25 protein-coding genes are annotated in these 25,616 nt (G+C 43.9%); 9 read left to right on the forward strand and 16 right to left on the reverse strand.

Going from position 1 to position 25,616, the window contains the following annotated elements; all coding sequences use genetic code 11:
• Positions 1-23: 23 nt before the first annotated feature.
• A complete protein-coding gene (locus tag HY064_05230) occupies positions 24-407 on the reverse strand; it encodes an STAS/SEC14 domain-containing protein (GenBank protein MBI3510043.1) in 384 nt (127 codons plus the stop codon).
• Between the two features lie 225 nt (positions 408-632).
• Here HY064_05230 and tig point away from each other — a divergent pair, with 225 nt between their 5' ends.
• The 5 genes from tig (at position 633) to HY064_05255 (ending at position 4,997) form a co-directional block, all read left to right on the forward strand.
• Positions 633-1,976 carry a trigger factor gene (gene tig, locus HY064_05235; GenBank protein MBI3510044.1) on the forward strand — a complete coding sequence of 448 codons (1,344 nt, stop codon included), beginning with the start codon at positions 633-635 and terminating at the stop codon, positions 1,974-1,976.
• 70 nt (positions 1,977-2,046) lie between these two features.
• Entirely contained in the window at positions 2,047-2,730 is a 684-nt protein-coding gene (gene clpP / locus HY064_05240) for an ATP-dependent Clp endopeptidase proteolytic subunit ClpP (protein MBI3510045.1), read from the forward strand.
• A gap of 80 nt (positions 2,731-2,810) precedes the next feature.
• Complete coding sequence (clpX, locus tag HY064_05245; GenBank protein ID MBI3510046.1) at positions 2,811-4,058, forward strand: ATP-dependent Clp protease ATP-binding subunit ClpX; 1,248 nt, start codon at positions 2,811-2,813, stop codon at positions 4,056-4,058.
• Positions 4,059-4,065: 7 nt separating this feature from the next.
• Positions 4,066-4,551, forward strand: a complete 486-nt coding sequence (locus tag HY064_05250) for a hypothetical protein (GenBank protein MBI3510047.1) — start codon at positions 4,066-4,068, stop codon at positions 4,549-4,551.
• An 86-nt stretch (positions 4,552-4,637) separates the two neighbouring features.
• A complete protein-coding gene (locus HY064_05255) occupies positions 4,638-4,997 on the forward strand; it encodes a hypothetical protein (protein MBI3510048.1) in 360 nt (119 codons plus the stop codon).
• 81 nt (positions 4,998-5,078) lie between these two features.
• Here the strand turns inward: HY064_05255 and HY064_05260 are convergent, their stop codons facing one another.
• The 3 genes from HY064_05260 to HY064_05270 all read right to left on the reverse strand — a co-directional run bounded on the left by HY064_05260 (position 5,079) and on the right by HY064_05270 (position 7,090).
• Positions 5,079-5,609, reverse strand: a complete 531-nt coding sequence (locus HY064_05260) for a hypothetical protein (protein ID MBI3510049.1) — start codon at positions 5,607-5,609, stop codon at positions 5,079-5,081.
• A 35-nt stretch (positions 5,610-5,644) separates the two neighbouring features.
• Positions 5,645-6,151 (reverse strand): dihydrofolate reductase, encoded by a 507-nt coding sequence (locus HY064_05265; GenBank protein MBI3510050.1) that lies wholly within the window; start codon positions 6,149-6,151, stop codon positions 5,645-5,647.
• A 144-nt stretch (positions 6,152-6,295) separates the two neighbouring features.
• Positions 6,296-7,090 (reverse strand): thymidylate synthase, encoded by a 795-nt coding sequence (locus HY064_05270; protein MBI3510051.1) that lies wholly within the window; start codon positions 7,088-7,090, stop codon positions 6,296-6,298.
• Positions 7,091-7,468: 378 nt separating this feature from the next.
• Here HY064_05270 and HY064_05275 point away from each other — a divergent pair, with 378 nt between their 5' ends.
• Positions 7,469-8,242 carry a phenylalanine-4-hydroxylase gene (locus HY064_05275; GenBank protein ID MBI3510052.1) on the forward strand — a complete coding sequence of 258 codons (774 nt, stop codon included), beginning with the start codon at positions 7,469-7,471 and terminating at the stop codon, positions 8,240-8,242.
• 86 nt (positions 8,243-8,328) lie between these two features.
• On the opposite strand, the gene HY064_05280 is transcribed toward HY064_05275, so the two are convergent.
• The 8 genes from HY064_05280 to HY064_05315 form a co-directional block, all read right to left on the reverse strand.
• A complete protein-coding gene (locus HY064_05280; GenBank protein MBI3510053.1) occupies positions 8,329-9,699 on the reverse strand; it encodes a nucleoside permease in 1,371 nt (456 codons plus the stop codon).
• A 39-nt stretch (positions 9,700-9,738) separates the two neighbouring features.
• Positions 9,739-10,356, reverse strand: a complete 618-nt coding sequence (locus HY064_05285) for a bifunctional nuclease family protein (GenBank protein MBI3510054.1) — start codon at positions 10,354-10,356, stop codon at positions 9,739-9,741.
• Positions 10,357-10,417: 61 nt separating this feature from the next.
• Positions 10,418-11,401, reverse strand: coding sequence for an electron transfer flavoprotein subunit alpha/FixB family protein (locus HY064_05290; protein ID MBI3510055.1), 984 nt, complete (start codon positions 11,399-11,401; stop codon positions 10,418-10,420).
• Positions 11,402-11,444: 43 nt separating this feature from the next.
• The gene (locus tag HY064_05295) at positions 11,445-12,215 is read right to left on the reverse strand and encodes an electron transfer flavoprotein subunit beta/FixA family protein (GenBank protein MBI3510056.1); all 771 of its coding nucleotides are present in this window, start codon (positions 12,213-12,215) and stop codon (positions 11,445-11,447) included.
• 307 nt (positions 12,216-12,522) lie between these two features.
• On the reverse strand, positions 12,523-13,602 hold the full coding sequence (locus HY064_05300; GenBank protein ID MBI3510057.1) for a 2Fe-2S iron-sulfur cluster binding domain-containing protein: 1,080 nt from the start codon (positions 13,600-13,602) through the stop codon (positions 12,523-12,525).
• Positions 13,603-13,661: 59 nt separating this feature from the next.
• A complete protein-coding gene (locus HY064_05305; protein ID MBI3510058.1) occupies positions 13,662-14,141 on the reverse strand; it encodes a hypothetical protein in 480 nt (159 codons plus the stop codon).
• Between the two features lie 78 nt (positions 14,142-14,219).
• On the reverse strand, positions 14,220-14,729 hold the full coding sequence (locus HY064_05310; protein ID MBI3510059.1) for a hypothetical protein: 510 nt from the start codon (positions 14,727-14,729) through the stop codon (positions 14,220-14,222).
• Between the two features lie 7 nt (positions 14,730-14,736).
• Entirely contained in the window at positions 14,737-15,270 is a 534-nt protein-coding gene (locus HY064_05315; GenBank protein ID MBI3510060.1) for a hypothetical protein, read from the reverse strand.
• Between the two features lie 257 nt (positions 15,271-15,527).
• On the opposite strand from HY064_05315, the gene pbpC reads away from it, so the two are divergent.
• Together pbpC and HY064_05325 are read left to right on the forward strand one after the other, a co-directional pair.
• The gene (pbpC, locus tag HY064_05320; protein MBI3510061.1) at positions 15,528-18,002 is read left to right on the forward strand and encodes a penicillin-binding protein 1C; all 2,475 of its coding nucleotides are present in this window, start codon (positions 15,528-15,530) and stop codon (positions 18,000-18,002) included.
• Positions 18,003-18,295: 293 nt separating this feature from the next.
• Positions 18,296-18,850 carry a hypothetical protein gene (locus HY064_05325; protein MBI3510062.1) on the forward strand — a complete coding sequence of 185 codons (555 nt, stop codon included), beginning with the start codon at positions 18,296-18,298 and terminating at the stop codon, positions 18,848-18,850.
• Between the two features lie 270 nt (positions 18,851-19,120).
• On the opposite strand, the gene HY064_05330 is transcribed toward HY064_05325, so the two are convergent.
• From HY064_05330 to HY064_05345, 4 genes are all read right to left on the reverse strand, one after another.
• On the reverse strand, positions 19,121-20,029 hold the full coding sequence (locus HY064_05330) for a leucine-rich repeat domain-containing protein (protein MBI3510063.1): 909 nt from the start codon (positions 20,027-20,029) through the stop codon (positions 19,121-19,123).
• A gap of 18 nt (positions 20,030-20,047) precedes the next feature.
• Complete coding sequence (locus HY064_05335; GenBank protein MBI3510064.1) at positions 20,048-23,041, reverse strand: T9SS type A sorting domain-containing protein; 2,994 nt, start codon at positions 23,039-23,041, stop codon at positions 20,048-20,050.
• Positions 23,042-23,224: 183 nt separating this feature from the next.
• Positions 23,225-24,640 carry an N-acetylmuramoyl-L-alanine amidase gene (locus HY064_05340; protein ID MBI3510065.1) on the reverse strand — a complete coding sequence of 472 codons (1,416 nt, stop codon included), beginning with the start codon at positions 24,638-24,640 and terminating at the stop codon, positions 23,225-23,227.
• Positions 24,603-24,995, reverse strand: coding sequence for a hypothetical protein (locus HY064_05345; GenBank protein MBI3510066.1), 393 nt, complete (start codon positions 24,993-24,995; stop codon positions 24,603-24,605). Before HY064_05345 ends, HY064_05340 begins: the two co-directional genes overlap by 38 nt.
• A 162-nt stretch (positions 24,996-25,157) precedes the next feature.
• Here HY064_05345 and arfB point away from each other — a divergent pair, with 162 nt between their 5' ends.
• The gene (arfB, locus tag HY064_05350; protein ID MBI3510067.1) at positions 25,158-25,565 is read left to right on the forward strand and encodes an aminoacyl-tRNA hydrolase; all 408 of its coding nucleotides are present in this window, start codon (positions 25,158-25,160) and stop codon (positions 25,563-25,565) included.
• The last annotated feature ends 51 nt before the right edge of the window (positions 25,566-25,616 follow it).

Here is a 25,616-nt window from a genome sequence, read left to right on the forward strand (position 1 = left end):
AAATTTCAAATCTGAAATAGTCTCTATTTCTTACTCATCATTTCTTTAAGCCATTGAATGGCTTCCGCTTCATCCGAAAATTGTTTTACCGGGTAAGAAGGTTTGAACATGCTCACGTAAGCATTCGAAAGCATACGGACAACTGGATTCGTAATCAAAACTGCTGTTGCGATTCGGAATGAAGAATTTGTGGCAATATATTCCTGCGCATCTTTTTCCCAAGTGTAATTTGTCCTTGCATCAATCAATACCGGGAATTTTTTTTTCTCAGCGAGCCGCATCATACTTTCATTCATCAGCTTCGACTGCCGCAGATCGATCACTGAATTCTCATGAATTTTCATACGCAGAATTCCGTCCTCTCCGTAAGTGAGCAGCATCGATTGCAATAAAATTTCTTTCGCCATCAGCATTGGATCTTTCAAAGGGGAGAAGATCCTTCTATTAAAACGCAAATTTAGTGCGCATCGCCCCCGCGCCTTATTTCATTGCACAACAGGAACAGTGGAAACGCTAAGTGGTCGCATTCATCCTTCAATTGGTATTTTGTCAAACCTGCTTCACTATTGAAAATAACTATCTTTGCATCCCTTTCAATTATCCTATTAATAAATCATTCTCATTCCTGAACAATGGATATTACCAAAGAACTCATCGATGACCTTAATGCGGTTGTAAAAGTCAAACTCGGCCCTGCAGATTACAGCGAGAAAGTGGACAAGGCATTGAAAACTTACCAGAAACGCGCGAACGTTCCGGGATTCCGTCCGGGAAAAGTTCCTGCATCACTCGTAAAAAAAATGTACGGCAAATCGGTTCTCGCTGAAGAACTGAATCGTATTCTTTCCGATTCTCTTTACAAATACATTAAAGAAAACCAGATCGAAGTTTTGGGAAACCCTTTGCCGAAAGAAGAGAACGATCATATCGACATCGAGCACCAGCAGGAATTTGAATTTCGTTTTGATATGGCGCTTGCTCCTCAATTCAATCTTGAACTGAATTCATCCCTCACGTTCAACGAACCGGTGGTGAAGATTGATGATAAACTGGTGGATGGATATGTGAGTGATATGGCCCGGCGTTACGGAAAAATTGAACCTGCAGAAATTGTTGGTGAAGGAGACCTGATGTATGGCGATGCAGTGGAACTCGACAGCAACGGAGAAATTCTCGCAGGAGGAATTTTCAAATCGATCACCTTATTCCTCGACAAACCCGCAAAGCCGGCACATCAGCAGATCATCGGTGCAAAAGCAGAAGATAAATTCGATCTCGAAGCGAAAGATCTTTCCGACAACCCGAAAGATCTTGCATCAAAACTCGGTATCGAACAGCAAAAAGCCGAAGGACTTTCATCTATGTTCCGCTTCACGGTGAAAACGATCAGTCATCTTGTTCCTGCAGAACTCAACGCGGAATTATTCGACAAATTATATGGGCCTGGAGAAGTTACAAGCACGGAACAATTCCGCGATAAGATCCGTGTTGAACTCAGCCACATGTTTTCACGCGATTGCGAACAACGTTTGCTGAATGAGATCACCAATGAATTGCTCAACAAAACAAATCTCACACTGCCGGATGCTTTTCTCAAGCGCTGGCTCATTGCCGCCAATGAAAAACCGGTGACTGCCGATCAGGTGGATCATGAATATCCTGTTTACGCACGTCAACTTCGCTGGCAACTCATCGAGAATAAACTGATCAAAGAAAATAATATCGGCGTCACTGCTGAAGAAGCAACTGAACACGTAAAAAATATTTTGCGTGCCAATTATGCGAAGTACGGGCGCAAACCGGAAGAAGTGTCGGACGAAGAATTAAATGATACGGCAAAACGTGTGCTGTCGAAAGAAGACGAAGCAAAAAAAATCTTCGAGGAATTATATGCGCAGAAACTGATGCTGCTCTACCGCACTAAATGCACGATCAATAAAAAAGAAATGGCATACGAAGAATTTCTTGGCAAATAATGCCAGACTGTCACTAAATTCACAGTGGCATTTTAATTGACAGAATAAATTCATAACCAAAAATAATTTTATGTTCGACCAGAATGAATTCCGAAAATATGCTGTGAAGCATCAGGGCATCAACAGCCTTACACTGGATCAATATACTTCCGCTATCGGCACAAGAATGTCAGTCACGCCTTACATCATTGAGGAACGTCAGTTGAATGTTGCGCAGATGGACGTCTTCTCCCGTTTGATGATGGACCGCATCATCTTTCTCGGCACAGGCATTAATGACCAGGTAGCAAATATTGTTCAGGCGCAACTGCTCTTTCTCGAATCAGTAGATGCGAAGAAAGATATTCAGATTTATCTCAATTCACCGGGAGGATCCGTTTATGCAGGACTTGGAATCTATGACACGATGCAGATCGTTCAACCTGATGTTGCAACTATTTGCACGGGCATGGCCGCATCTATGGGCGCAGTGCTCATGTGCGCGGGTGAAAAAGGAAAACGTACTGCGCTCACACACGCGCGCGTTATGATCCATCAGCCGCTTGGTGGTGCAGAAGGACAAGCTTCCGACATCGAGATCACTGCGCGCGAGATCATGAAACTGAAAAAAGAATTGTACGAGATCATTGCCAAACACAGCGGACAGACGTACGACAAAGTGTGGGCCGACAGTGACCGCGATTACTGGATGACCGCTCAGGAATCAAAAGAGTACGGTATGATCGACGAGATCCTTGTTCGCAAGGACAAGTAAGAAAAGAGACCATTCAATTTCGTAACTTTGAAAAGCATCCATGATCATAACGGGTGCTTTTCACATTAAGCAATTACCCAATGGCCAATAAAGAATCACAGATACATTGTTCCTTCTGCGGAAGAGATAAACAGGATACGCTCGTGCTGATCGCAGGAATACAAGGGCATATTTGCGATCAGTGCATTCACCAGGCTTACAAAATTGTGAAGGAAGAACAGGATTCGAGAAAAACGCAGGCCATTTCTTCCGCACTCACTTTGTTGAAACCGATCGAGATCAAACGTCAGTTGGATGATTATGTGATCGGGCAGGAACAGGCGAAGAAAGTTTTGTCTGTTGCAGTTTACAATCATTACAAACGCATTGCGCAAAAACCGGGAAAGAAAAATACCGAAGAGATCGATATAGAAAAATCAAATATTGTTCTGGTCGGAGAAACAGGAACAGGAAAAACTTTACTCGCGCGCACGATCGCGAAATTGCTCAACGTTCCATTCTGCATTGCTGATGCAACGGTGCTTACTGAAGCCGGTTATGTAGGAGAAGATGTGGAAAGCATCCTCGTTCGTTTATTGCAGGCTGCCGATTACGACGTGAATGCTGCAGAACGCGGAATAGTTTTCATTGATGAGATCGATAAGATCGCACGTAAGAGTGATAATCCTTCCATTACCCGCGATGTTTCCGGTGAAGGTGTGCAGCAGGCATTATTGAAAATGCTCGAAGGAAGCGTGGTGAATGTTCCACCACAAGGCGGAAGAAAACATCCCGAGCAGAAAATGATACAGGTGAATACGAGAAATATTCTTTTCATCTGCGGTGGCGCATTCGACGGCATCGATAAAAAGATCGCGAGAAGAATTCAAACGCAAACCATCGGCTACGCTTCGGGCGAAGAACGCCAGCAGGTGGATAAAGATAATTTATTGCAATACATTGTTCCGCAGGATCTGAAATCTTTCGGACTCATTCCTGAATTGATCGGCCGGCTTCCCGTACTCACTCACCTCGATCCGCTCGACCAGGATGCGTTGCGCAGAATTCTTACTGAACCGAAAAATGCGCTGACCAAACAATACATCCGTTTGTTCGAAATGGATAATGTGAAACTTTCCTTCGACGATGATGTGTTTGATCACATCGTTGAGAAAGCAATGGAATACAAACTCGGTGCAAGAGGATTGCGTTCTATTTGTGAAGCAGTGATGATCGATGCGATGTATGATATTCCTTCTGATCCCGGAACAAAACGTTTGCACATCACACTTTCCTACGCAAAAGAAAAACTGAGCAAAGCGCGGATCGAAAAACTGAGAGTTGCTTAGTTTTTTCATGAAGGAGGTTTCCTGTGATATCAAAACCAAAACGATCATCAGCGTGATCCTACTGACCATCGTAGGCATTTGTATGCTGGTGGCTCCGCTCTTCTTTCATTTTAATTCGCATTTCTATTTACTCCTTCTCGGAATGAAAATTGCCGGTTGGTTCTTTGTCGTTGTTGGCGGATTATCCATTCTTATTTTTAAAAAAGTAACTCTGCACCAGAATGGGATCCGCGTGGAATATTACATGGGCAGAACCATCAATTATTCTTTCAACGATATCATCGACATCACGGCGAATATGAACATGACCCCGATCACCATTTCCGGCAGGCTGAGTGGGGAAGCGAGGCACCAGATCGTACTCACACCTGCCGGAGGAAAAATGCGCATCATTCTCCATGCGGCGAGTTCCACCAATTTCATGGAAATGTACCATTCACTTCTTTTTGTTTTCAGGGAACGCGTTCGTGTGAATGACAAGGGGATGCGGTAAAAAATTCGAAGTTCAGGATTCAAATAATTATTTTTTTGCAATTACGGTTTCCTTTTCTACTTTAGTCTAAATCTAATCCTACAACTATGGCTAATCATACTCTTGTGAATTTCCAGGAAGCTAATGGAAAACACTATTTCACTTATGGAACCACTACTCCTGAAAAAGTGGCGCAGTCCTTTTCTGCTTATATGGCGGCACACGGTTATCGCCTCGAAAAAGGCGATGTCTATCGCGGAACTTATGGAGTGGGCAACCAGGTGATGCGTGTACTCTTTGGTGCATTTGTAAAACGCTACACCTTCGATTTTGCCTTGCAGCCGAGCGGGGAAAATGTGGTGATCGAATGGTCAAAAGCCGGAAGCGGATGGACCGGAGGGGTGATCGGTATAGCAAAAACGAATTCTGAATTCACCAAGCATTCGACCAACCTGAGACAGTTGTAATAAAACACAACCTCGGGAATAAAAAAATCCTCCCTTGCCGGTTCGAACGACAAGGGAGGATTTCTTTTCCCCCGGGATGGATCACATCTTTTTCCGGATCTTGATGTGTTTATCTACTGAATCTTTTTTACAGGACGCGCTATCGCCTTTACAACTTCCACCATTGCAATTCATCATCATCATCCTGCAGCAACAGCAGCAGCAGCCATTCATCATCTGCATTCCGCATCCACCGTCCTTATCCATTTTACAATTTCCGTTTCCCCCGCCCTGGCAATCCGGACGGACGGGCATAGGGCAGGAATTCCCTTTCATGCTGCATCCTCCGTTGTCTTTATCGCATGAATTTCCGCCGTTCATCATCGGGCATCCGTCATCATCATCACCCACAATGATGCGCACTTCTTTGTGAATATTCCCGTTTGAATCGCACGTTTCGGTAACGATCTGCCGGCAGTGGTCATTATCGCCGCATTTTCCATCTTTCATTTCCATCTGGCAATTATTTTTCCAGCGACAGCATTTTCCATTGCATGGAATGAGCCAGAGGATAACAATGAATCCAATGAGTGCGATGAATACCGCAGCAGAAGTGATGGCTAATTTTTTCATTTCAATTTATTTTTTGTTACCCGAAGATACTCAACTTACCGTTTTCTTTCATAGCGGATGAATGTGTAATCCCAGGCATGTTTTTCATCGGCCTTTTTTTCTTCTCTCCAGGTTTCTTTCCATTGCGAAAAGTCGAGCGCGGGAATGAACGTGTGCGCATCAGGGAATGTGTGATGCACGCGCGTAAGCCATATCACATCTGTAAGCGGCAGCGCGTGCTTGTAAATTTCTCCTCCGCCAATGACAAAAAGTTCGGTCTCATGAAGCGTATTTGCTTTTGCAACGGCTTCTTCGAATGAATGAACGACCACAGCGCCGGGTGCAGAATATTTTTCCGATCGGGTGACAACGATATTCGTGCGGCCGGGAAGCGGGCGGAAATTACCGGGAATGGATTCATAATTTTTTCTGCCGGTGACCACGCAATGCCCGGTGGTTTTCTCTTTGAAAAATTTCATGTCGAATGGCAAACGCCAGATAAGACGGTTGTCTTTGCCGATGGCATTGTCTTCAGAAGCGGCTACAATGATTGAGATTTTCAAAGTGACTTTGATGTGATGAAGAAATTATTTAGCCCTGATGTGGCGCCTGCTCCGTCAGCGCCGCAGCAGGAGCAAAGATTATTTGAAGTGATGCTGTTGCGCTCCCAGTCCTCGTTAAAACTACGCGGGCATGCAAAATATTTATTACACTGCAACCGCAGCTTTTATATGCGGATGGGGATCGTATCCTTCAATGATAAAATCTTCGTATTTGAAATCGAAAATATTTTTCACTGCAGGATTTATTTTCATTTGCGGTAATGAACGAAGATCGCGCGACAGTTGAAGATTGGCCTGTTCAATGTGATTGGAATACAAATGCGCATCACCCAGCGTGTGCACAAAATCGCCGGGCTGCAGGCCGCACACCTGCGCGATCATGAGCGTGAGCAACGCGTAGGATGCGATGTTGAATGGAACGCCGAGAAAAATATCTGCGCTGCGCTGGTACAACTGGCAGCTTAATTTTTTATCAGCAACATAGAACTGGAAGAACGCATGACATGGCGGCAATTTCATTTTCTCAATTTCACCCACATTCCACGCGCTAACGATCAGTCTTCTGGAGTCAGGATTTTTTCTGATCTGATCGATCACATGGGTGACCTGGTCAATATGTTTTCCATCGGAAGTTGGCCACGAACGCCATTGCGAACCATAGACCGGACCGAGATTTCCATTCTCATCCGCCCATTCGTCCCAGATAGAAACGCCATTGTCTTTTAAATATTTTATGTTCGTTTCTCCTTTGAGGAACCAGAGCAATTCGTGAATGATGGAACGGGTGTGAACTTTTTTAGTGGTGAGCAGCGGAAATCCTTCTGCGAGATCGAAACGCATCTGGTAACCGAACACGCTTAAAGTTCCGGTGCCCGTTCGGTCTGTTTTTTTTGCGCCGTGTGCAAGTACGTGGCGCATGAGATCGTGGTATTGTTTCATTGGTAAATTCAGTCGCAAAAATACTTCACCCGGAGGAAATCCTCCCGGAATAATTTCCCATCTTTTACAAAAAATATTAACCGAAAGAGAATTTCCATACTTTAGCGCCATGAATTTCAACAAACAATACTATTACTACTATCAGGAGTCTTCCCGGCCGGAGAAGTGGTAATGGACATTGTCCATAAAATAACACAAGCCGGTTCAGTTGAACCGGTTTTTTATTTGGGAAAGATTACAGATAGTACAAATTACCAAAGCCCTCCCACAGGATTGCTTCTCCCGAATAAATTCGGGATTGCAATGACCAACGCACAATCTGTATATCTGTACTACCTGTAATCTGTATTCTCAGTAAATATCCGTAATCCTCCCTTTATGAAACAAGAATGGAACAAGTATACGATCGAAGATCACGAAGTATGGAAATTACTTTTTGAGCGGCAGGTAAAAAATCTGCAGAACAAAGCATGGAGCGAATACCTGCGCTGCATTCCTCTCGCAGGATTGAAAGCAGATACGGTTCCTGATTTCGGGATCGTTGAACATTATCTCGCAAAAAAAACAAAATGGGAAATTGAAGTCGTGAAAGGAATTATTCCTGTGCAGGAATTTCTTGAACTGCTCGCGAAGAAAAAATTCTGCTCCTCAACATGGTTGCGGAAACGTCACCAGCTCGATTACCTCGAGGAACCGGATATGTTTCATGATACCTTCGGCCACCTGCCTTTGCTTGCGAATGAAAAGTATGCGAAGTTCGTGCAGGATTTTGCCGTGATGGGATTGAAATTCTGCAGCAATGAAAAGGCGGTGATGCTGCTCGAGCGCCTGTATTGGTTCACTATAGAATTCGGATTGATGAAGGACAATAGTCAGTTGAGAATTTACGGCGCGGGAATTCTTTCTTCATTCGGCGAAAGCAAACATATTTACAGCGACAAAGTGGAATTAAAAAAATTCTCTATCCGTGATGTGTTGCTGCAACCCTTTCACAATAACGAGGTCCAGAATTTATATTTCGTAGTGGAAGACATGAATGATCTGTGGAATTGTATTCCTGAAACGGAAAAAATGCTGAGTGATTTTGTGAATAGAAAAATTCCGGAAGAACAATTTCACTTCGGAGAACAACTGGGAAGCGCTAATGTATAATGAATAATGGATAATGAATAGTGGATAATGGATAATATAAGATAGTTTCGTCCGATAAAACTCTATTTGCAATTATGCATTATTCATTAGTGTTTGACATCGGCTACTGCATCCGGATCGTGTTTGTGGCGGAAGAACAGCATGAATAAAATTGCAACGACGAGCGCGTAGAGGGCGAACGTCAACCAGATCGGACTCCATTCTTTAATCACTACATCATTCCTAAAAGTACCATTTCTTAAAACTTCATTGTGAAACAATAGATTCTTGACAGCAGGATTATTGGCGTCTGTTTTAAGAAATCTCAAGAGGCTATCAATCGTTGTGAATTTGAGCGTGAAATATTTTGCGATGATCAATCCGCTGGTTACACTGCCGATCACAGCTCCAAAACCATTGGTCATCATCATGAAAAGTCCCTGGGCACTCGAACGAATCTTATGATCTGCATTTATTTCGACGAATAGCGAACCGGAAATATTGAAAAAATCAAACGCCATTCCGTACACAATGCAGGACATGAAGATCATCCATAATCCGCTTCCCGGATCGCCGTAAGCGAATAATCCGAAACGCAGCACCCATGCAAGCATACTGATCACCATCACTTTTTTGATACCGAATTTTTTCAGGAAGAATGGAATAGCAAGAATGAACAGTGTTTCAGAAACCTGAGAAATAGACATGATGATGGTTGAATATTTTTCAACGAACGAATCCGTATACCGGGGAACATTCTTGAAATCAGAAAGGAAAACATCTCCGTACATGTTCGTCAATTGTAAGGCAGCTCCAAGAAGCATCGAAAAGAGGAAGAACATTGCCATTTTTCTATCGGTGAATAAACGGAACGCATTCAACCCGAACATTTCCAATAATGATTTCTTTCTTTCCGGATTTGTCTGTGGCGGACAAACTGGAAGTGTGAAAGAATAAATTCCAAGAACGAAAGCCGCGATCGCCGAAATGTAAAATTGATTGGCTGTTGCTTTATTTCCCGAGAGATTCGTTGTCCACATGGCCGCGATGAATCCTATTGTTCCCCAAACGCGGATGGGAGGAAAAACTTTTATTACATCGAACGAATTTGATTTGAGAATATGATACGCCACTGAATTGGAAAGCGAGATCGTCGGCATATAACAGATCATCGCCGCAAAGATCACCCAGAAAAAATCGTGCGGATCATTGACAAATGGAATACAACACATAATTGCTCCGCCAAGAATGTGCAACACGCCATACAATCTTTCCGCATTGATGAAACGGTCGGCAAGAATTCCAATGATCGCCGGCATGAAGAGAGAAGAAAATCCCAGTGTAGAAAAGATCGCACCGAACGCTTCGGGTTGCCAGTGTTTTGTTCCGAACCAATAATTAGAAATGGTAATGAGCCACGCTCCCCATACATAAAACTGCAGGAAGCTCATAACAGTAAGGCGGAATTTTATTCCCATTCAGTCCAGGATAAATTCTGAGAAAAATAAATCAGGAAATTATTTTGACTTGCGCTTTTTCAATTCGTCGCGTATGCGTGACGCGCGCTCGTAATTTTCATCTTCGAGCGCTTTGCGCAACATCTCTTCTAATTCTTTAACGGTTTTCCTTCCGAACTCAGGCCCGCCCGCTGCAGCAGCAACAATCTCCTCACCTTCTTCTTCGCCTGCCTTTTTTTCTTTTTCTTCTTCTGCAGGAGTTTTTTCGTCTTCAAGAACAATTCCTGCCTGTGAGAGAATGAATTCGTAAGTGTAGATCGGGCAATTAAAACGAACTGCAAGCGCTATTGCATCAGAAGTACGCGCATCTACTTCTGTTTCTTCCGTTCCGTTAGAGCAGATAAGTTTTGCAAAAAATATTCCTTCAACAAGATTATAGATGAGCACTTCCTGCACACGAATATGAAATGCTTCGGCAAAACTTTTGAAAAGATCATGAGTAAGCGGCCGGCTCGGTGTCATTTTTTCAAGCTCGATCGCGATCGCCTGCGCTTCAAATCCTCCAATGATAATTGGCAATCTCCGCTGGCCTTTTGCTTCCCCGAGCACGAGTGCGTATGCGCCTGACTGCGTCTGGCTGTACGACAGGCCGACGATCTCAAGCTTCATTTTTTTCATGCCGCTGCTCACTGAATGGGAGACGAATGTTGGAATATTAAAGATAACAAATGCCTGTGAATTAATGCTGCGCCGCTTTGAACTTTTTGACTGCTTCAGTAAGGCGCGGAACAACTTCAAATGCATCACCGACCACACCGTAATCTGCTGCTTTGAAAAATGGCGCTTCTTTATCGGTATTGATCACCACCATTGTTTTACTTCCGTTCACTCCTGCGAGATGTTGTATAGCGCCGGAAATTCCAATAGCAATGTAAAGATTCGGTCGAATGGCCAAACCGGTTTGTCCTACATGTTCATGATGCGGGCGCCAATTCATATCTGCAACAGGACGCGAACATGCAGTGGCGGCACCCAACGCTTTTGCAAGATCTTCTATGATGCCCCAGTTCTTCGGATCTTTCATTCCACGGCCGCCTGATACAACGAGATCTGCTTCGGGAAGAGGAACAGTTGTAGATGATTCCTTCTTCACTTCTTTAACAGTGACCCTGTTGGTGAATGAAGACAGGTCGGGTTTGAAAGAAGAAATTTCTGCAGTGGAATCTGTGAGCTTTACAGGAATTGAATTAGGAAGAACAGTTATAATTTTTTTTGCAGAATTCATTGTATAAACTGCCGTGGCTTTTCCGGAGTAAGAAGTTTTTCGCACCGTAAATTTTCCGCCATCTGTTTTTGGAATTTCAACTGCACCTGCTACTACTCCTGCTTTCATTCTTGCTGCTAATCTTGGTGCTATATCTCTTCCGGGAAGATTGTGAGAAAAAATAATCACCTCGCAGGATTCTGCATTTGCAATTTGCTCCAGCGTTATCGCCCACGCACGCGCGATGCCGGCGCCGATCTTCTCATCGGAAACTGTCAGCACTTTTTTCGCTCCTGCTTTTCCCAGTTGCGCGAGCGCTTCTTGCGGCGTGTTACCATCGATCACGGCGACAACGCTTGTGCCCATTGCATTCGCTATAGCTGCTGCATAATTTGTCACTTCTAATGAATCCTTGCGGATCTTTCCATTGTTGGATTCGGTGTAAACTAAAACTGACATTTTGAATTACGATTTAAAATTTACGATTTAAAAATTTTTTGCGCTAAATTACTTTCGCTTCGGTATGCAGGAGATTCACAAGTTCATCCATATTATTTGGATCGATCATCTTCACTGCTTTTCTTCCTTCTGCTGGTGTATAATTTTCTACTGACGTAAGCACAGAAGGATTCGCCGCCGGAATAACGTTGAGTGGTTTTGTTCTCGCTGCCATGATGCCGCGCATATTCGGAATTCTTGCTTCGGCCATTCCTTTCTGGCAGGAGATCACCGCAGGCGTTTCGAATTCGAGTACTACTGTTCCTCCGTCAATGTCTTTTTCTACAGTGATCATTTTCCCCCGTCCGAATGGCTCGGCCGGGCGGGCATTCACATCAAGCTTTGAAGTGAGTGAGCAGAATGGAACAGATAACATTTCACCGAGCATTCCGCCGACCATCGAACTATTCGTGTCAATGGTTTCTTTCCCGGTGAGAATGAGGTCGAAATTTTTGTCTTTCGCATACGCTGCGATCTGCTCTGCTACAAAATAAGCATCACACGGATCAGCGTCAATACGAACTGCATCGTCGGCACCAATGGCAAGTCCTTTGCGGATGATCGCTTCGTTCTCGACTGGCCCAACATGAATGAGTGTAACTGTTCCTGCTCCCAATGCTTCTTTGATCTCGAGCGCACGCACGAGTGCATACCACTCATCATACGGATTGATGATGAACTGCACGCCGGTTTTATTCAGCGACTTCCCATCGGGAGTGAAAGCGATCTTCGTTGTTGTGTCAGGAACATTGCTGATGCAGACTAATATTTTCATGAAGCAAATTTTGGGTACCAAAAGTAATGTACAATTTACGATTTACAATGGACGATTTTGGAGTTCATGACAACCGGATTATTACCTGCAACTTATCTATCCTCACGTCAGTCAACGACACGGTGTGAGAATCACGCCCTAATTGTAAATCATAAATTGTAAATCGTAAATGCACTAAGAGGCTGTCTAAAATTCATTTTTTGGAATTGTTATGATGCCATTTTTGTTCAGCCGAGACGCATTTTGCAGGCCATAGTGGAGCGACTACGGCCAAGAAATGCAACGAAGGATGAAATTTAGACAGCCTCTAAGGTTCATCATAATTCACCACCACTCTTTCGCTTGCAGGATGTGATTGACACGTGAGAATATATCCTTGCGCTACTTCATCATCCGTCAGCGCGAAATTCTGATCCATCGTCACTTTTCCTTCCATCAGTTTCGCGCGGCACGTGCAACACACTGCGCCCTTGCACGCATACGGAACATCAAGATCGGCGTCGAGCGCAGCATCGAGAATGGCCTGCCCGTTCGAAGGAAGATCGATATTCACTTTCTGCCCATCCATAATGATCGTCACCTTACTCGTGATCACATTTCCATTGGCAGATGAAGCTTCTGCAGCTTTCACCGCATCAGCCACCGCTGTGAAATATTCGATGTGAATTCTCTTTGCATCGGCTTTCATTTCCGTCAGCGCATTCTTCACATTGTCCATCATTGGCCCGGGCCCGCAGATAAAATATTCGTTGTTGCCGGAGATCACTGCATGTTTCTCAAGAATGGAATTCACTTTTTCTTTTGTGAGCAATCCTTTCTGAATAAATTCATTTTCCGTCTCCGTATGCTCGAGTACATGAATGATCTTCAGCCGTCCGTTGCTTTCTGCAACAATTTTTTCCAATTGTTTTCTGAAAATAATACTTTGCTCATCGCGGTTTCCGTAAACAAGCGTCACTTTACTTTTTGATTCGGAATGCAGAACCGTTTTGAGAATCGAAAACATCGGCGTGATGCCGCTTCCTCCTGCGAAAAGAAAATAATTTATTTCGTTTGATGCATCGATCGGTGAATGAAAATTTCCAAGCGGAGTCATCACTTCCACTTCATCACCTGCTTTCATTTCATCATTCACAAATTTCGATCCGCGGCCATCTTTCACTTTCTTTATTGCGATCCTATATTCCGTATCCGCAACAGGGCTTGAGCAAAGTGAATAAGACCGGCGCAATTCTTCACCATTGACATGCAATTTCAGCGTGAGGTATTGCCCCTGCACATACGCAAATTCACTGCGCAGATTTTCAGGCACATCGAACACTACAGAAACCGTGTCGGGAGTTTCGTGCGTGATTTCTTTAATTCTGAGTTTGTGAAAGCGGGCCATGAATGATCAAATCAAGGCGCAAAAGTAAAAAAAAAGGAAGCGCACAGGGAGATTACCGCTCAATCAAAATCCCGTATCGGATTTTTGTGTTTTGCCACACTGTCGGCCACATGCGTGCTGTCTTCTTTCGAAAGATGAAAAGGTGTTTCCGGTTTTAATTTCTGCGCATTATCCGCACTATCCTTAGTGAATTGCTGACGTTGTGCCTTAGCCGCAGAATCGCTGATCGCCACATCGCCTACCACGTGGCCGGGACCGTTATTATCACCACGGCAGGAAAAAAGTCCGAATGAAAAAACAAAAAGCAGTGCAGCAAAGAATTTCGCTTGTCGTTTTTTCGGTTTGAAAAATAATTTCTCCCGCTGAATTCTTCCGCATACGCGCAAACCATTTTTATTCTTCACATATTCCACGATCTCTTCATCGGAGAAATCCGAAAAATCAACGACCGTCTTACAACACTTTTCACAGGAGCGTCCACCGGTTTCCGGCGACATGTTTTCCCACTTTTCAGGACAAGGGTTTTTTATTTCGATCATGAGCTAATGTAATAAAAACCCAAAATCCAAATTCCAACTAAGAAAATGAACTGCTTACTGCCTACCGCCTACTTCCTTCTACTTCGGAACATACTGCACTTTTCCCATTATCTCTTCTTTCGTCGTATCTGTTTTCGGCGGATGCGTGCAAATAACTTCTCCCTTCGGATGGTTATCTTTTTGTGGCGTATCGAGAACCGGTTTCGGAATGAAATTATTCTGAATTGAATCGGGAGTATGCGGATCGACCATGATGCCCATCACTTCTTTTTCTTTATGATGAGGAAATATTTTACAGCCGTTGAATAATGTTGCACCGAAAACAAAAACCAGCGCCGCGAGAAATAATTTTATTCTGCCCGTATAACTTTTGTTCTTCTCCGGAAATTCCGGAACAGAAACCTGATCGGAACGGAATCGCCCGCAGATCTTCTGATCTTTTCTTTCACTGATGTAGTCGACCACTTTTTCCGTTGGCATCAACGTAAAATCCACAACGACTTTGCAACAGACGGAGCAATGCCGGCCTCTTTCTTCGGGCGACATTTGTCCCCAATCTTCATGACAAGGTTTTGGAATGGAAAGCATGGAAGTATTATTTTAAAGTATCAGGAAAATAAGCAACATCGCCCATGATCTCATGCGGTTCATTCACCACCTTGTTGCATTTTTTATGTTTTGCATTTTTCTTCGTCACAGAATCAGTACGCAAGGTATCACCTGCGGGGCCAAAATTATTCTGACCTGAATTCTGCACCGTAACTTTTCCCATTACTTCTTCATTTCTTCCGCTGTGACAGGAAGTGAAAAGCAAACTTCCGAAAACAAATAAAACGGCAGCAGCAAAAATTTTATAACGCGGCATCCGCGGTTTTACAAAAGTGGGAACGGTAATCTCCGTTGCTTTGAATCGCCCGCAGACCTTTGACTCGGAATTCTTCTGCAGAAAGTTCACGATTTCATTCGTGGTTTTCTTTGTAAAATCTACAACAACTTTACAGCATTTATCGCAAAGACGGCCCTTTGCTTCGGGCGTCATCTCGTTCCAGTTTTCAGAACAAGGTTTGGGAATAGTGATCATGGTTTTAGCGGTTTTGATAGTAGGATGCAGGGAAAACCTGGATTCCATAAACAAAATTTATTTTTTTTGAAATAGCGTGAGTTCAAGTGGTGAATCATTTTGATAAATTCTTCGCGCCTTAGCGACTTGACGGTTAAATAAAAAAATAATTTAAGAACCGCGAAGGCACAAAGGCGCTAAGTTGAACTGCAAAAGAACAAGCATCTTTCATTTAATAACGACCGGTTCAGAAATAAATGGCTCCTGGAAAACAACACTTACCCTCTTTTCCCACACCTGTTCAAATAAAACCACACTTATCAGGAATGCCCTGCCTGACTCATGATCACGGACTATCTTTGTTATGGGTGAAAAAATTCATTGCCATAACGAAGAAAATTTTTCCTGCTGCATGGAAACAAGCAAAAGGAATTCCTTCCCGCTATGCACAAACGTGGAAAACACGCAGAGGCCGATGGGCCAACTATATTTCAGCTCTTCTTCTCACTTATGCATTCTGTCTTCCGTCAAAACTTTTTACAGATCCTACCTGCACTGTCATTCTTGATAAAGACGGAAAATTGCTCGGCGCAAAAATTGCGAGCGATGGCCAATGGAGATTTCCCGATCGGAAAAAAGCTCCTTACAAATTTGCGCAGTGCCTCATCCAGTATGAGGACCGGCAATTTTATTCTCATCCCGGCGTAAATCCTGCCGCACTTTTCCGCGCCGTAAAACAGGATCTCTCCAATGCAAAAGTGGTTTCAGGAGGAAGCACACTCACCATGCAACTCGTGCGCATCTCAAGAAAAAATCCGCCGAGAAATGTGTGGCAGAAATGTGTGGAGATCGTTCTCGCAACACGCGTCGAACTCGATTACAGCAAAGAAGAAATTCTTGCACTGTATGCCTCACACGCACCGTTCGGAAGTAATGTCGTTGGCATCGACGCTGCTTCGTGGAGATATTTCGGAAGAGATCCGGATAATCTTTCCTGGGCCGAATCGGCAACGCTTGCTGTTCTCCCGAATTCTCCTTCGCTCATTTATCCGGGAAAAAATCAATTGCGCCTCAAAGAAAAACGCGATCGTTTACTCGACCGGTTGAAAGATGCAGGAATCATCGATTGCAAAACGCGTGATCTCGCCAAGGAAGAACCTTTGCCGGGAGCGCCGCATCAGCTTCCCCGCATTGCTCCTCACCTGCTCGATCGCGTAGCGAAGGAAGGAATGGAAGGACAAATTGTGAAAACAACAATTGATATCGATCTCCAGGAAAAAGTAAATGGAATAATCGCGCTGCATCACGCAGAATTAAAAGGAAATCAAATCAATAATGCCGCAGCAATTGTGCTCGATGTGGAAACAGGAAATGTTCTTGCGTATTGCGGAAATACAAATGATGATGCAGCAGAAAATAATGGCGATGATGTGGATGTGATCATGGCGCCACGTAGCACCGGAAGTATTTTAAAACCATTTCTCTATGCGGGAATGCTCACCGACGGACAACTTCTTCCGAACACACTTGTCGCTGATATTCCAACGGATCTTTCCGGTTACAATCCGCAGAATTTCAATCGTACGTATGATGGCGCTGTTCCCGCACGTCGCGCACTCGCACGTTCGCTCAATGTGCCTGCCGTGCGCATGCTCCAGCAGTACCGCGTAGAAAAATTTCATTCGCTGTTGCAGAAAATTGGATTGACAACCATCAATCAGCCGCCCGATCATTATGGACTTTCACTTATTCTCGGTGGCGCCGAAGGAAAATTGTGGGATCTCGCAGGTGCATACGCATCCATGGCGCGCACGCTCAATCATTACAACACAAATAATATTTATGACAAAAAAGATTTTCATGCGCCCACCTATCTTCCTCTTCCGAATGAAAAACACGATGCGCCCATTGGAGAACATTCGTATTACGATGCATCCGCAATCTGGTTTACGTTCGATGCGATGACCGAAGTCGTGCGTCCCGATGAAGAAGTAAACTGGACCGCATTTCTTTCTTCGAATAAAATTGCGTGGAAAACAGGAACGAGTTTTGGCTTTCGCGATGGATGGGCCATTGGTGTAACGCCGAAATATGTGGTGGCGGTGTGGGTGGGAAATGCAGACGGAGAAGGAAGGCCGGGACTCATAGGCGTTCAAACTGCGGCGCCCATTCTCTTCGATATTTTTTCCGATCTCCGTTCACCGGGTTGGTTCAAACGCCCCGACAACGATATGGTGAAAGTGAATATCTGCAAAGAGAGTGGTTATCGCGCCGGTGATCTTTGTGATGCAGAAGAACAATGGATCCCGAAAAGCGGATTGAAGAGCGGCCCCTGTCCATACCACCGCATGATACATCTCGATGCAAGCGGAAAATTTCAGGTGACGAGCGACTGCGAAGAAGTTTCAAAAATGCAACACGCTCCGTGGTTCGTGCTTCCGCCTGCAATGGAATATTATTACAAAACAAAAAATCCTTCTTACAAAACTTTACCTCCGTTCAAAGATGGTTGCGGTGGCGTCACTGTGAATTCCATGGATTTCGTTTACCCGCGCCAGGAAACACAACTTTATATTCCCACAGAATTAGATGGCCGCCCCGGAAAAGTTGTTTTTGAAATTGCACATCGCAAATCAGGAATGACCGTGTACTGGCATCTCGACGATCAATACATGGGAATGACAAAAGACATTCACCAGTTCGCAATGAATCCCGATCCGGGCGCGCATACGGTTACGTGCGTAGATGAGAATGGAGAAAGTATTTCTATGAAGTTTGAGGTGGTGAGTAAAAAAAAATAGGGGTACGAATTACGAATGGGTGCGAATAGGTGAATTGCTGATTTGCTGATGAAGTTGGATTGAGAATGCAAGAATTTGAGAATAGAAGAATGAAATATTTTGCAGTGAAAATTTTTGGGCGTGCCGGTGAAGTAGGCGCTTCGCTTTACTTCACCGTCGGGCTATCCGCGCTGCATGGCAGCTTGCTTCTATCCCTCACGCAGAAAAATTATTTGCTGCTTTGCGGGAGAAATGCAAACTATGTTGCAAAAACATATAGAGGCTGTCTAAATTTTATCCTTCTGTTTCTGATTTTGTTCAGTACAAATATTCCCGCGCAGGATCTCTGCAATGAAAAAACTGCCGGTGCGGAACAAGGATTATGCGGAAAAATAAACGGGCAGAATATTTATTATGAAGTGTGGTTGGAATTCGATGCAGGTGGATTCCGGAAAAATGTTTTGTTCTTAAGAACCGACACGATTGACATCAGCGATTCCGTTTCTTTTTGTGTCGATAATATTTTTGGTGGCAATGAAGAACATGGCGACAGCATTGGTGTTTCAATGACGGTGAACGATACAGCTAAAGAATTTTACACAATGAATGCAAATGATATTCCAACGGTAGTTCAGATTCTCGATTTTCATTATGGGAATGAGGAATACGGTGGTTTCAATCAGGGTGGGTCAGGATATTCAATTAAAATAAAAGGAAAAAAACTTTACCTCACCACTCTTTCTTCTTCTTCTAAATACGACGCGACGTTTGAAGTAAAAAGAAAATACAAATACAGGAATGGAATTTTTGTACCGGCAAGAACGAGATACAGGAAAATTTCGGATGGATATACGCTAACAGGAGAATAATATTTTCTTCTTGTTACCAAACCAGGAAGTCATTGTAATCTTTCCAGACACGCCCGCCCGCAAGACTCCTTCACTGCGCTCGGAGTGACCAACGCACTTTTACAATAGAGTTTATTCCGAATAAGATACTAAATGCGAAACAGGAAACTTTTTGACATTCAAATGAATCAGACTGAGCATCGGGAATACCTTGCAAATGCTCAGTTTTTAATAATGGAGCGCTTGCAATCATTGTTATGCAAATCTTAATCGATATAAACTCTAATGAATTCAGAATAAGATCTGGCACGAAGGCAGCAACGCCTGCAGGCATTCTACCTCGTAAGGATCAATTGGATTTCCACGCAGATCGAGTACGGTGAGATTTTGCAAAAAACAGATCGTACTCGGAATGTGCTGAATTTTATTTCCACGCAACGAGAGAATAGAAAGATCCTGCATGAGTGAAATATTTCTCGGCAGCACAGAAATATTATTACTGTCGAGCCACAACTCTTTAAGTGCGGGCATGTGCTTCACAGGCGCGGGAAAATAAGTAAGCCCACATTTGTAGAAAACAACTTTCTGCAGTTTAAACATGTTATTCATGTCGTGCGGCAGGGTATCGAGGATCGTGTTGTAAATGCGCAGTTCTGTAAGCGAATAACCCAGCGCAGAAAATTCTTTCGGAATGTACAAGGTGTCTTTGTTGTGATCGATCGTAAGTGAAGTGAGCCGCGTGAGCCCGGCAAGGCCAATGGGTAGCGTATCGAAATTCGTTCCGGAAAATTCCAGGTAACGCAGGTTGCCCAGCATCCCAATCGAATCACTGAGACCGGTAAGCGGGTTTCCGAATGAACCGAAATATTGCAGCGACGAAAGCGAAAGAAATTCAGAAGGAATTTCCGTGAGTCCATTGTTGCCGGTCTTAAGCGCCATCACATTGGTGAGCTTCGGGATTTTCGGCAATAATTTTTTGTCGAGCGTGAAATTCTCATTGGTAAGATCGAGACGATAACAAACTGCCGCTTCTTTGTAAGCAGTTTTTATATCCGTGTAAACATTCGATCCGGGAGGAGCAACAAAATCAAAAGGAGATTCTGCCTGGGAATGGAGATTAGTCGCAACGAATATTACCGCGAAAAAATATTTTGCCTTTCCTGACGAAAAATATTGCCGCAGATTCACACAGATTTTCACAGATTGCTTTTGGGATTTTCAATGCCGTATCAACTCCATCGTCTTCGAGAATTTCTCTGAATGCAGTGTTGCAAAATACGTGCCCGCGGCAAACAAAGAAAGATCGAGCGGCAAAATTGCACTTCCTCCATTCACGATCTTCACGTCAGAGGAAAAAATAACTCTTCCCGAAATATCTGTGATGTCGATCGTCCCGCTGAATTCATTCGCAGCATTTACATCGAGATAAAAAATACCGGAAGACGGATTCGGATAAATATTGCAGTTCACATTTTCCCCGGCGAAAATTCCCGTTGAAAGCATGGCCACTTGCCCATCGCTCTGCACATGCACAGAAGTGAGTAACGCATTATTCGTTGCGCGCACGGAAAAATAATACCACTGCCCTGCCGTCAATGAAACCGGGGTGGTAACAGAAATAAGATTTCCATTGTTCGTCCACATCACCACATCGGAGTCTCCGGAAGTTGTTCCTACAGCGAAATCGTAATTCATTACACCGGAATTTGTGTCTGCTGCGGCCGCCCAGTTCGCCTGCAGTTGCGCGAGGTTGAACGTCGTGTCAATATCTGCAGCAGTTCCATCAAGAATAATTCCCGGCATGACCGGCGCTGTCCAGTCCACATTCACATCCTGTTGCGCGATCGTAGAAATATTATGTGCGTTATCATTATTAATGGAACGGATCCTTCCGCCCGGCGTTGCAGGATCCACATTCTCATTCTGCATATCGCAGGAAGCGCAATTTCCAACCGTAATTAAAGTTTGAGTATTTGAATAACGCGAACGATACACCTGGAAATTATCGACCTGCCAGTTGCAATTTCCACTTCGGAAAGAAATGTAATCTCCTGTTGCTATCGGAGAAGGATCGGTCCAACTGCCAATGAAAACATCATCCTGGTAAACTGTAATTTCTCCCGTGATCCGGTCATAGGTTACTTTCCAGTCGTACCACTGTCCTGCATTCACCGTCATCGGCACGGTGTACATCAAACTGAAAACATCGTTCGTTGTTTTATAAAACTGCAATTGCGACTGATCGACACGGAACCAAACGAAATAATTATTTCCGCGGTTAGGAAGCGTTGGATTATCGCAGAAGAAATGCAATCCCGCACGACGATTATTTCCGGTACCGCTTATCATTCCCTGCCAGTGATACAAATAACGATTGGAAAGATTTTCAGTGAGCGGCGCATAAATATTCGTGTTGGAATTTGTTTCATCACTCTGCTCGAGTTGTCCCGTTGCATTCGCATTCCATATTCCTGTTACACCCGTCCATTGTGGATTTATTGTTTGCTGATCGAAATCGTCATTGAAAAATCCTGCTGCATCATTCGAGCGCCATTCCGTTCCATTGTAGCCACACACCTGGTAAAAACTTTTATCGAGGCCGCTTCCTCCCGAATTATCAGCGTCGTTGAACGTCGCGTTGAAATCCTGCGTGATCCATCCCGGTGGAGTAACAATCTGCGTGGTCGGAGAAATATTATCAGCAATGCAATTCCAGATCGCAGTGAATCCCGGGCGATTAGTATTGTTATCCGATTTAAATCTCAATGTGAGCGATGGGCCGGTTGATGTAACTGTTCCCGGGGAATTCGTTCCCGTGTAGGCGCCAATGAGCGGAGAAATTGTGGATGGCCCGTCGTAAAGAAAAAGAGAATCGTAATTCAATTCCACATCAAATTGTGAAAACGCCAATGAAACAGAAGATGCGCCGGTCGGAGAAATTGTTGTTGTATAATTTTCTGCGTCATAATAATTTCTCGTTGGCCCGCCCATATCCCACAATGTATCACTGCAGGGAATCGTTGCGCAATCAGAAAATTTATCGCGGATGGCATCCCAGAAATCAGAATAGCCATCATCGTAACCGAGTGCCCATATCCCTATTCCTCCAATGCCATATTGATTCACTACATCGAATCTTCTGCGCATGCTCCACGAATTATCGCACCAGCATTGACGATCGTTACCCAGATAAACGTAAGGATAAAACGGAGAAAAACTGTTCGCTTCCCATTGGGAATTTGAATAATATCCATTCACATTTGCTTTCACCACATTGAAAGTTTTTGTCGCCGTGTACGCGCCCGTGGTCGCGGAAGGCGCAGTCAATCCTGTTGTTTCCCATTCGCGGCCGTAATAAGGAAGCCCCAATAATAATTTTGCTGCGGGAACACCCTGCTTCCGATAATACGTGATGGATTTTGAAAGTGTGTAGTTGTAAGTCGTCTGAAAATTGTACAGCGGATCTTCGGGGCCGGCAGTTGTACTTCCTCCGTAATAATAATCATATCCCATGATCACGAAGAGATCGACATACGGAGTAAGATTCGGAATATCGAAAACTCCGCTCCAGTCCACTGAATAAAGTGCAACAGAAACTTCCGATCCTGGAATGGCAGCGTGCAGTTGATTCGAAAGATTCTGCATGAACGCAGTGAAGCCCGCTGTGTTCGACGAACCCATTCCTTCGAAATCAATATTCACTCCATGCCCGCCGCGCGATTGAAGCAAAGAAATAATATTCGTGATGAAAGTCTGTTGTGCAGAAGAGCTGGCAAAAAAAGTAGAATGACTGCTGAACATGGTTGCGCAGATATCGGCATTCACCCCGTTACTGATCGCTGCAGTAACCGCCGCACTTGTACTCCATGCGAAAGAACCGTTTGTATTATTTCCCGTATTCGGGCTCACCGTGTAATCGAAATAACAGAGATCAGAAAGTAAATTCCATTGGTAATTCGAGTACACGCTTCCCACCCAATAAGGATGCCATCCGAAAACACGTTTGTTGAGATTGCAAACCGATTGCGGGGAAACATTCTGATTTGTTGTAACGGGAGCGCCTTCGCTGTAACGAAGCTGATCCCAATATTGATCATCGTGCACACCGAGCGAAGAATAATGTTGCGACTGTTCCTGTATCACGGAAATATTCTGCGCGAAGGAATTGCCAATGAGAAATACAGCGGAAGCGGAGAGTAAGATTTTTTTCATGGGTGAGAAAGCGAGTACGCAAGTTAGGAAAAATGTCAATGGTCGCTGGTAATGAGTTATGGGTTTTGAGTTTCGAATTCAGCGTTGTGGAAATCGTTCAGAAAAAAAATTATTTTGATTGACTGCTGCTACCGCTCATCAACTGCCGCTCCCTTGTCACATCGAGCATAGTCGAGATGCCGCTTACTTATTTTTTGCCCATTGCAGAATCGCCTCTTCATACGCATTCGTGACATCTTCGAGACGCTGATTGTAAATAATTGGATTCGGAAAATCCTGGATATATAATTCACATTCAGAAGAAAGCTCTAAACATTCCATGTAATTATCCTGGTACAAGGTTTCTCCGTAGATGATGGTTCCTTCCACTGTTCTTGTCAATGAAAGATCGCGGCAGAAAACTCCGGGCTGGTTGGTAGCAATGCAACTTTCCTGCAAATAATTTGCATCGTTGATCGTTGCCAGCGGAACTTTCAGGTAGTTCTGAAATGCGTGAGTTGCGTAACCGGAAGCGCGAATGCTGTTCGGAAGATCGTCAGTGAGAATGAGCCGGAGAAAATCAAATCTTCTCAGCGAATCAGAAAGTTCATCCGGTAAAAAACTTCCGCCGACAAAGGCCATGCAGAAATCTTTACCGGACGGTTTGGTCCAGTCTTTATTTTTTTCATCCACGTTGAAGTGAATGATCACGGTGAGATCGGGTTGAAATGAATTGATGATCTCGGCGCGTTTTTTCATTTCCACATTGAAGAAAACAAAACGGAAAATAAAACGATCATCTTTACGGATTCCTTTTTTAAGTTTCAATAAATTTTTGTCTGCCGGATTTACTTTCAGCAATGAGTCGAGTGTTCGCTGGTAGTCGTCTTTTTTCCATTGCTCAAAAGTTTTCCCGAACGCGCTCACGCCCGGCGCGTGTGTGATCATCACGATCGCGCCCTCGCCCCTGAGCCGGCGTGCGAGATCCTGCGCTACGATTTCCGTGAGCATTCCTTCTGCGAGATGAATTTCTACACTGTCGCCCACCTGGTGAATTTTACAAAGATCGGTATCGAGTCCGGGCGGAATGTATTTCACTTTGAAATTAATGAAACGTTCTTCCACTCTCCCGAATGCAGTGTCGCCGGCAATATGTCCGGGATCGATGGCGATACGAATTCCATTCAGCGGTTTGGAAGCTGTTTCGGATGGGGTTAAAATTTCCGGCGGTAAAGCACGATCGGAAAAATTTTTTCCTCCCTTTTGCAACATGATCTTCAGCGCCGCATCTTTCGGCTCTCTCGCCATTACCTCTTTGTACATTCCTATTTCATTCCACGCCACAAAATATTCGGGATTATTTTTTTTCTTCTGAACACTGTCTTTGTAAATGAAAATTCCGGCATCATTTAAATTATAATACTGCTGCAACTTATGATCGTGATCGAGATAGGTATTGATCCGCGCGGCATAAAATGATTTTACGGTATCAGAACGTTGCGCGAAGAATGACTTTGCAGTATCAGGACGTTGCGCGAACACAGAGGATGCAAGGAGCATAAAAACCAGGAGAAAATATTTTTTAAACATGGAATGCTCTCCTCCTTCTTCGTTTTTCAATGTGAATAAAAACCGCTTTCCCATTCTCATATTCAATCGTGTGATTCCTCCTCTTATCGCACCAGGTTTCCTCGAAGTGAACACGATTCCCGTCTTTATCATAATCGATCTGCTGGTAATAAATTTCATAACAATGTTTCCCGCTCATCCCGTTCTTAGTGATGCGCTCGGTATGTTTTATCCTCTTACCGGTAATGGAATCAAATTCCGTGCAAATGACCGTTGTCTTTTTATAAAAATTAAAAAGATCAACATAAAGATTGGTGGTCACTTTGGTTTTGGTGATGGTCTTCGTATTCCCGTTTGCATATTTTTCTCTCACCACGTGCCTGCGCGTACGCGTTTGTGCCTGCATTCCTGCGCAAAAAAGAAAGACAGTAACCAGGATTAAGGTTCCTCCGCGTATCATATTCCATCTAAAAATACGAATTGTACTGAGTATTAAGTTTTGAGAATTGGCAGGTAAGAAATATTCTGTTTCCATTATGCCTCAACCCATAACCCATAACTTTACAGCATGAACATCCGCGAATTGAATCTGGTCTGCGAAGCAACAATGAAAGCAACGCGTTCGGGCGGTGCAGGCGGACAGCATGTGAATAAAGTTTCTTCGCGCATGGAACTTTATTTTGATGTGCGGAATTCGAAACTGCTTTCTGAAGAACAGAAAAATATTCTACTGGAAAAACTTGCTTCGAGATTGACGGAGGAAGGAATACTGCGTCTCACCGAAGATGGTTCCCGTTCGCAATTTGAGAATAAAGAAAATCTCATTGGTAAATTTTATTCATTACTTGAAAATGCGCTGAAACCGGTGAAGAAGAGGAAGAAGACAAAGCTCCCGAAAAGTGTGAAGGAAAAAAGATTACAATCGAAAAAGAAAAAATCGGAGAAGAAAAAACTGCGCCGGAATAAATTCGATTAATAATGAATAATGTATAATTGGACAATGCAAGATTAGAAAACCCTCCCCATT

It is taken from the genome of Bacteroidota bacterium (genome assembly GCA_016194975.1).
GTDB lineage: Bacteria > Bacteroidota > Bacteroidia > Palsa-965 > Palsa-965.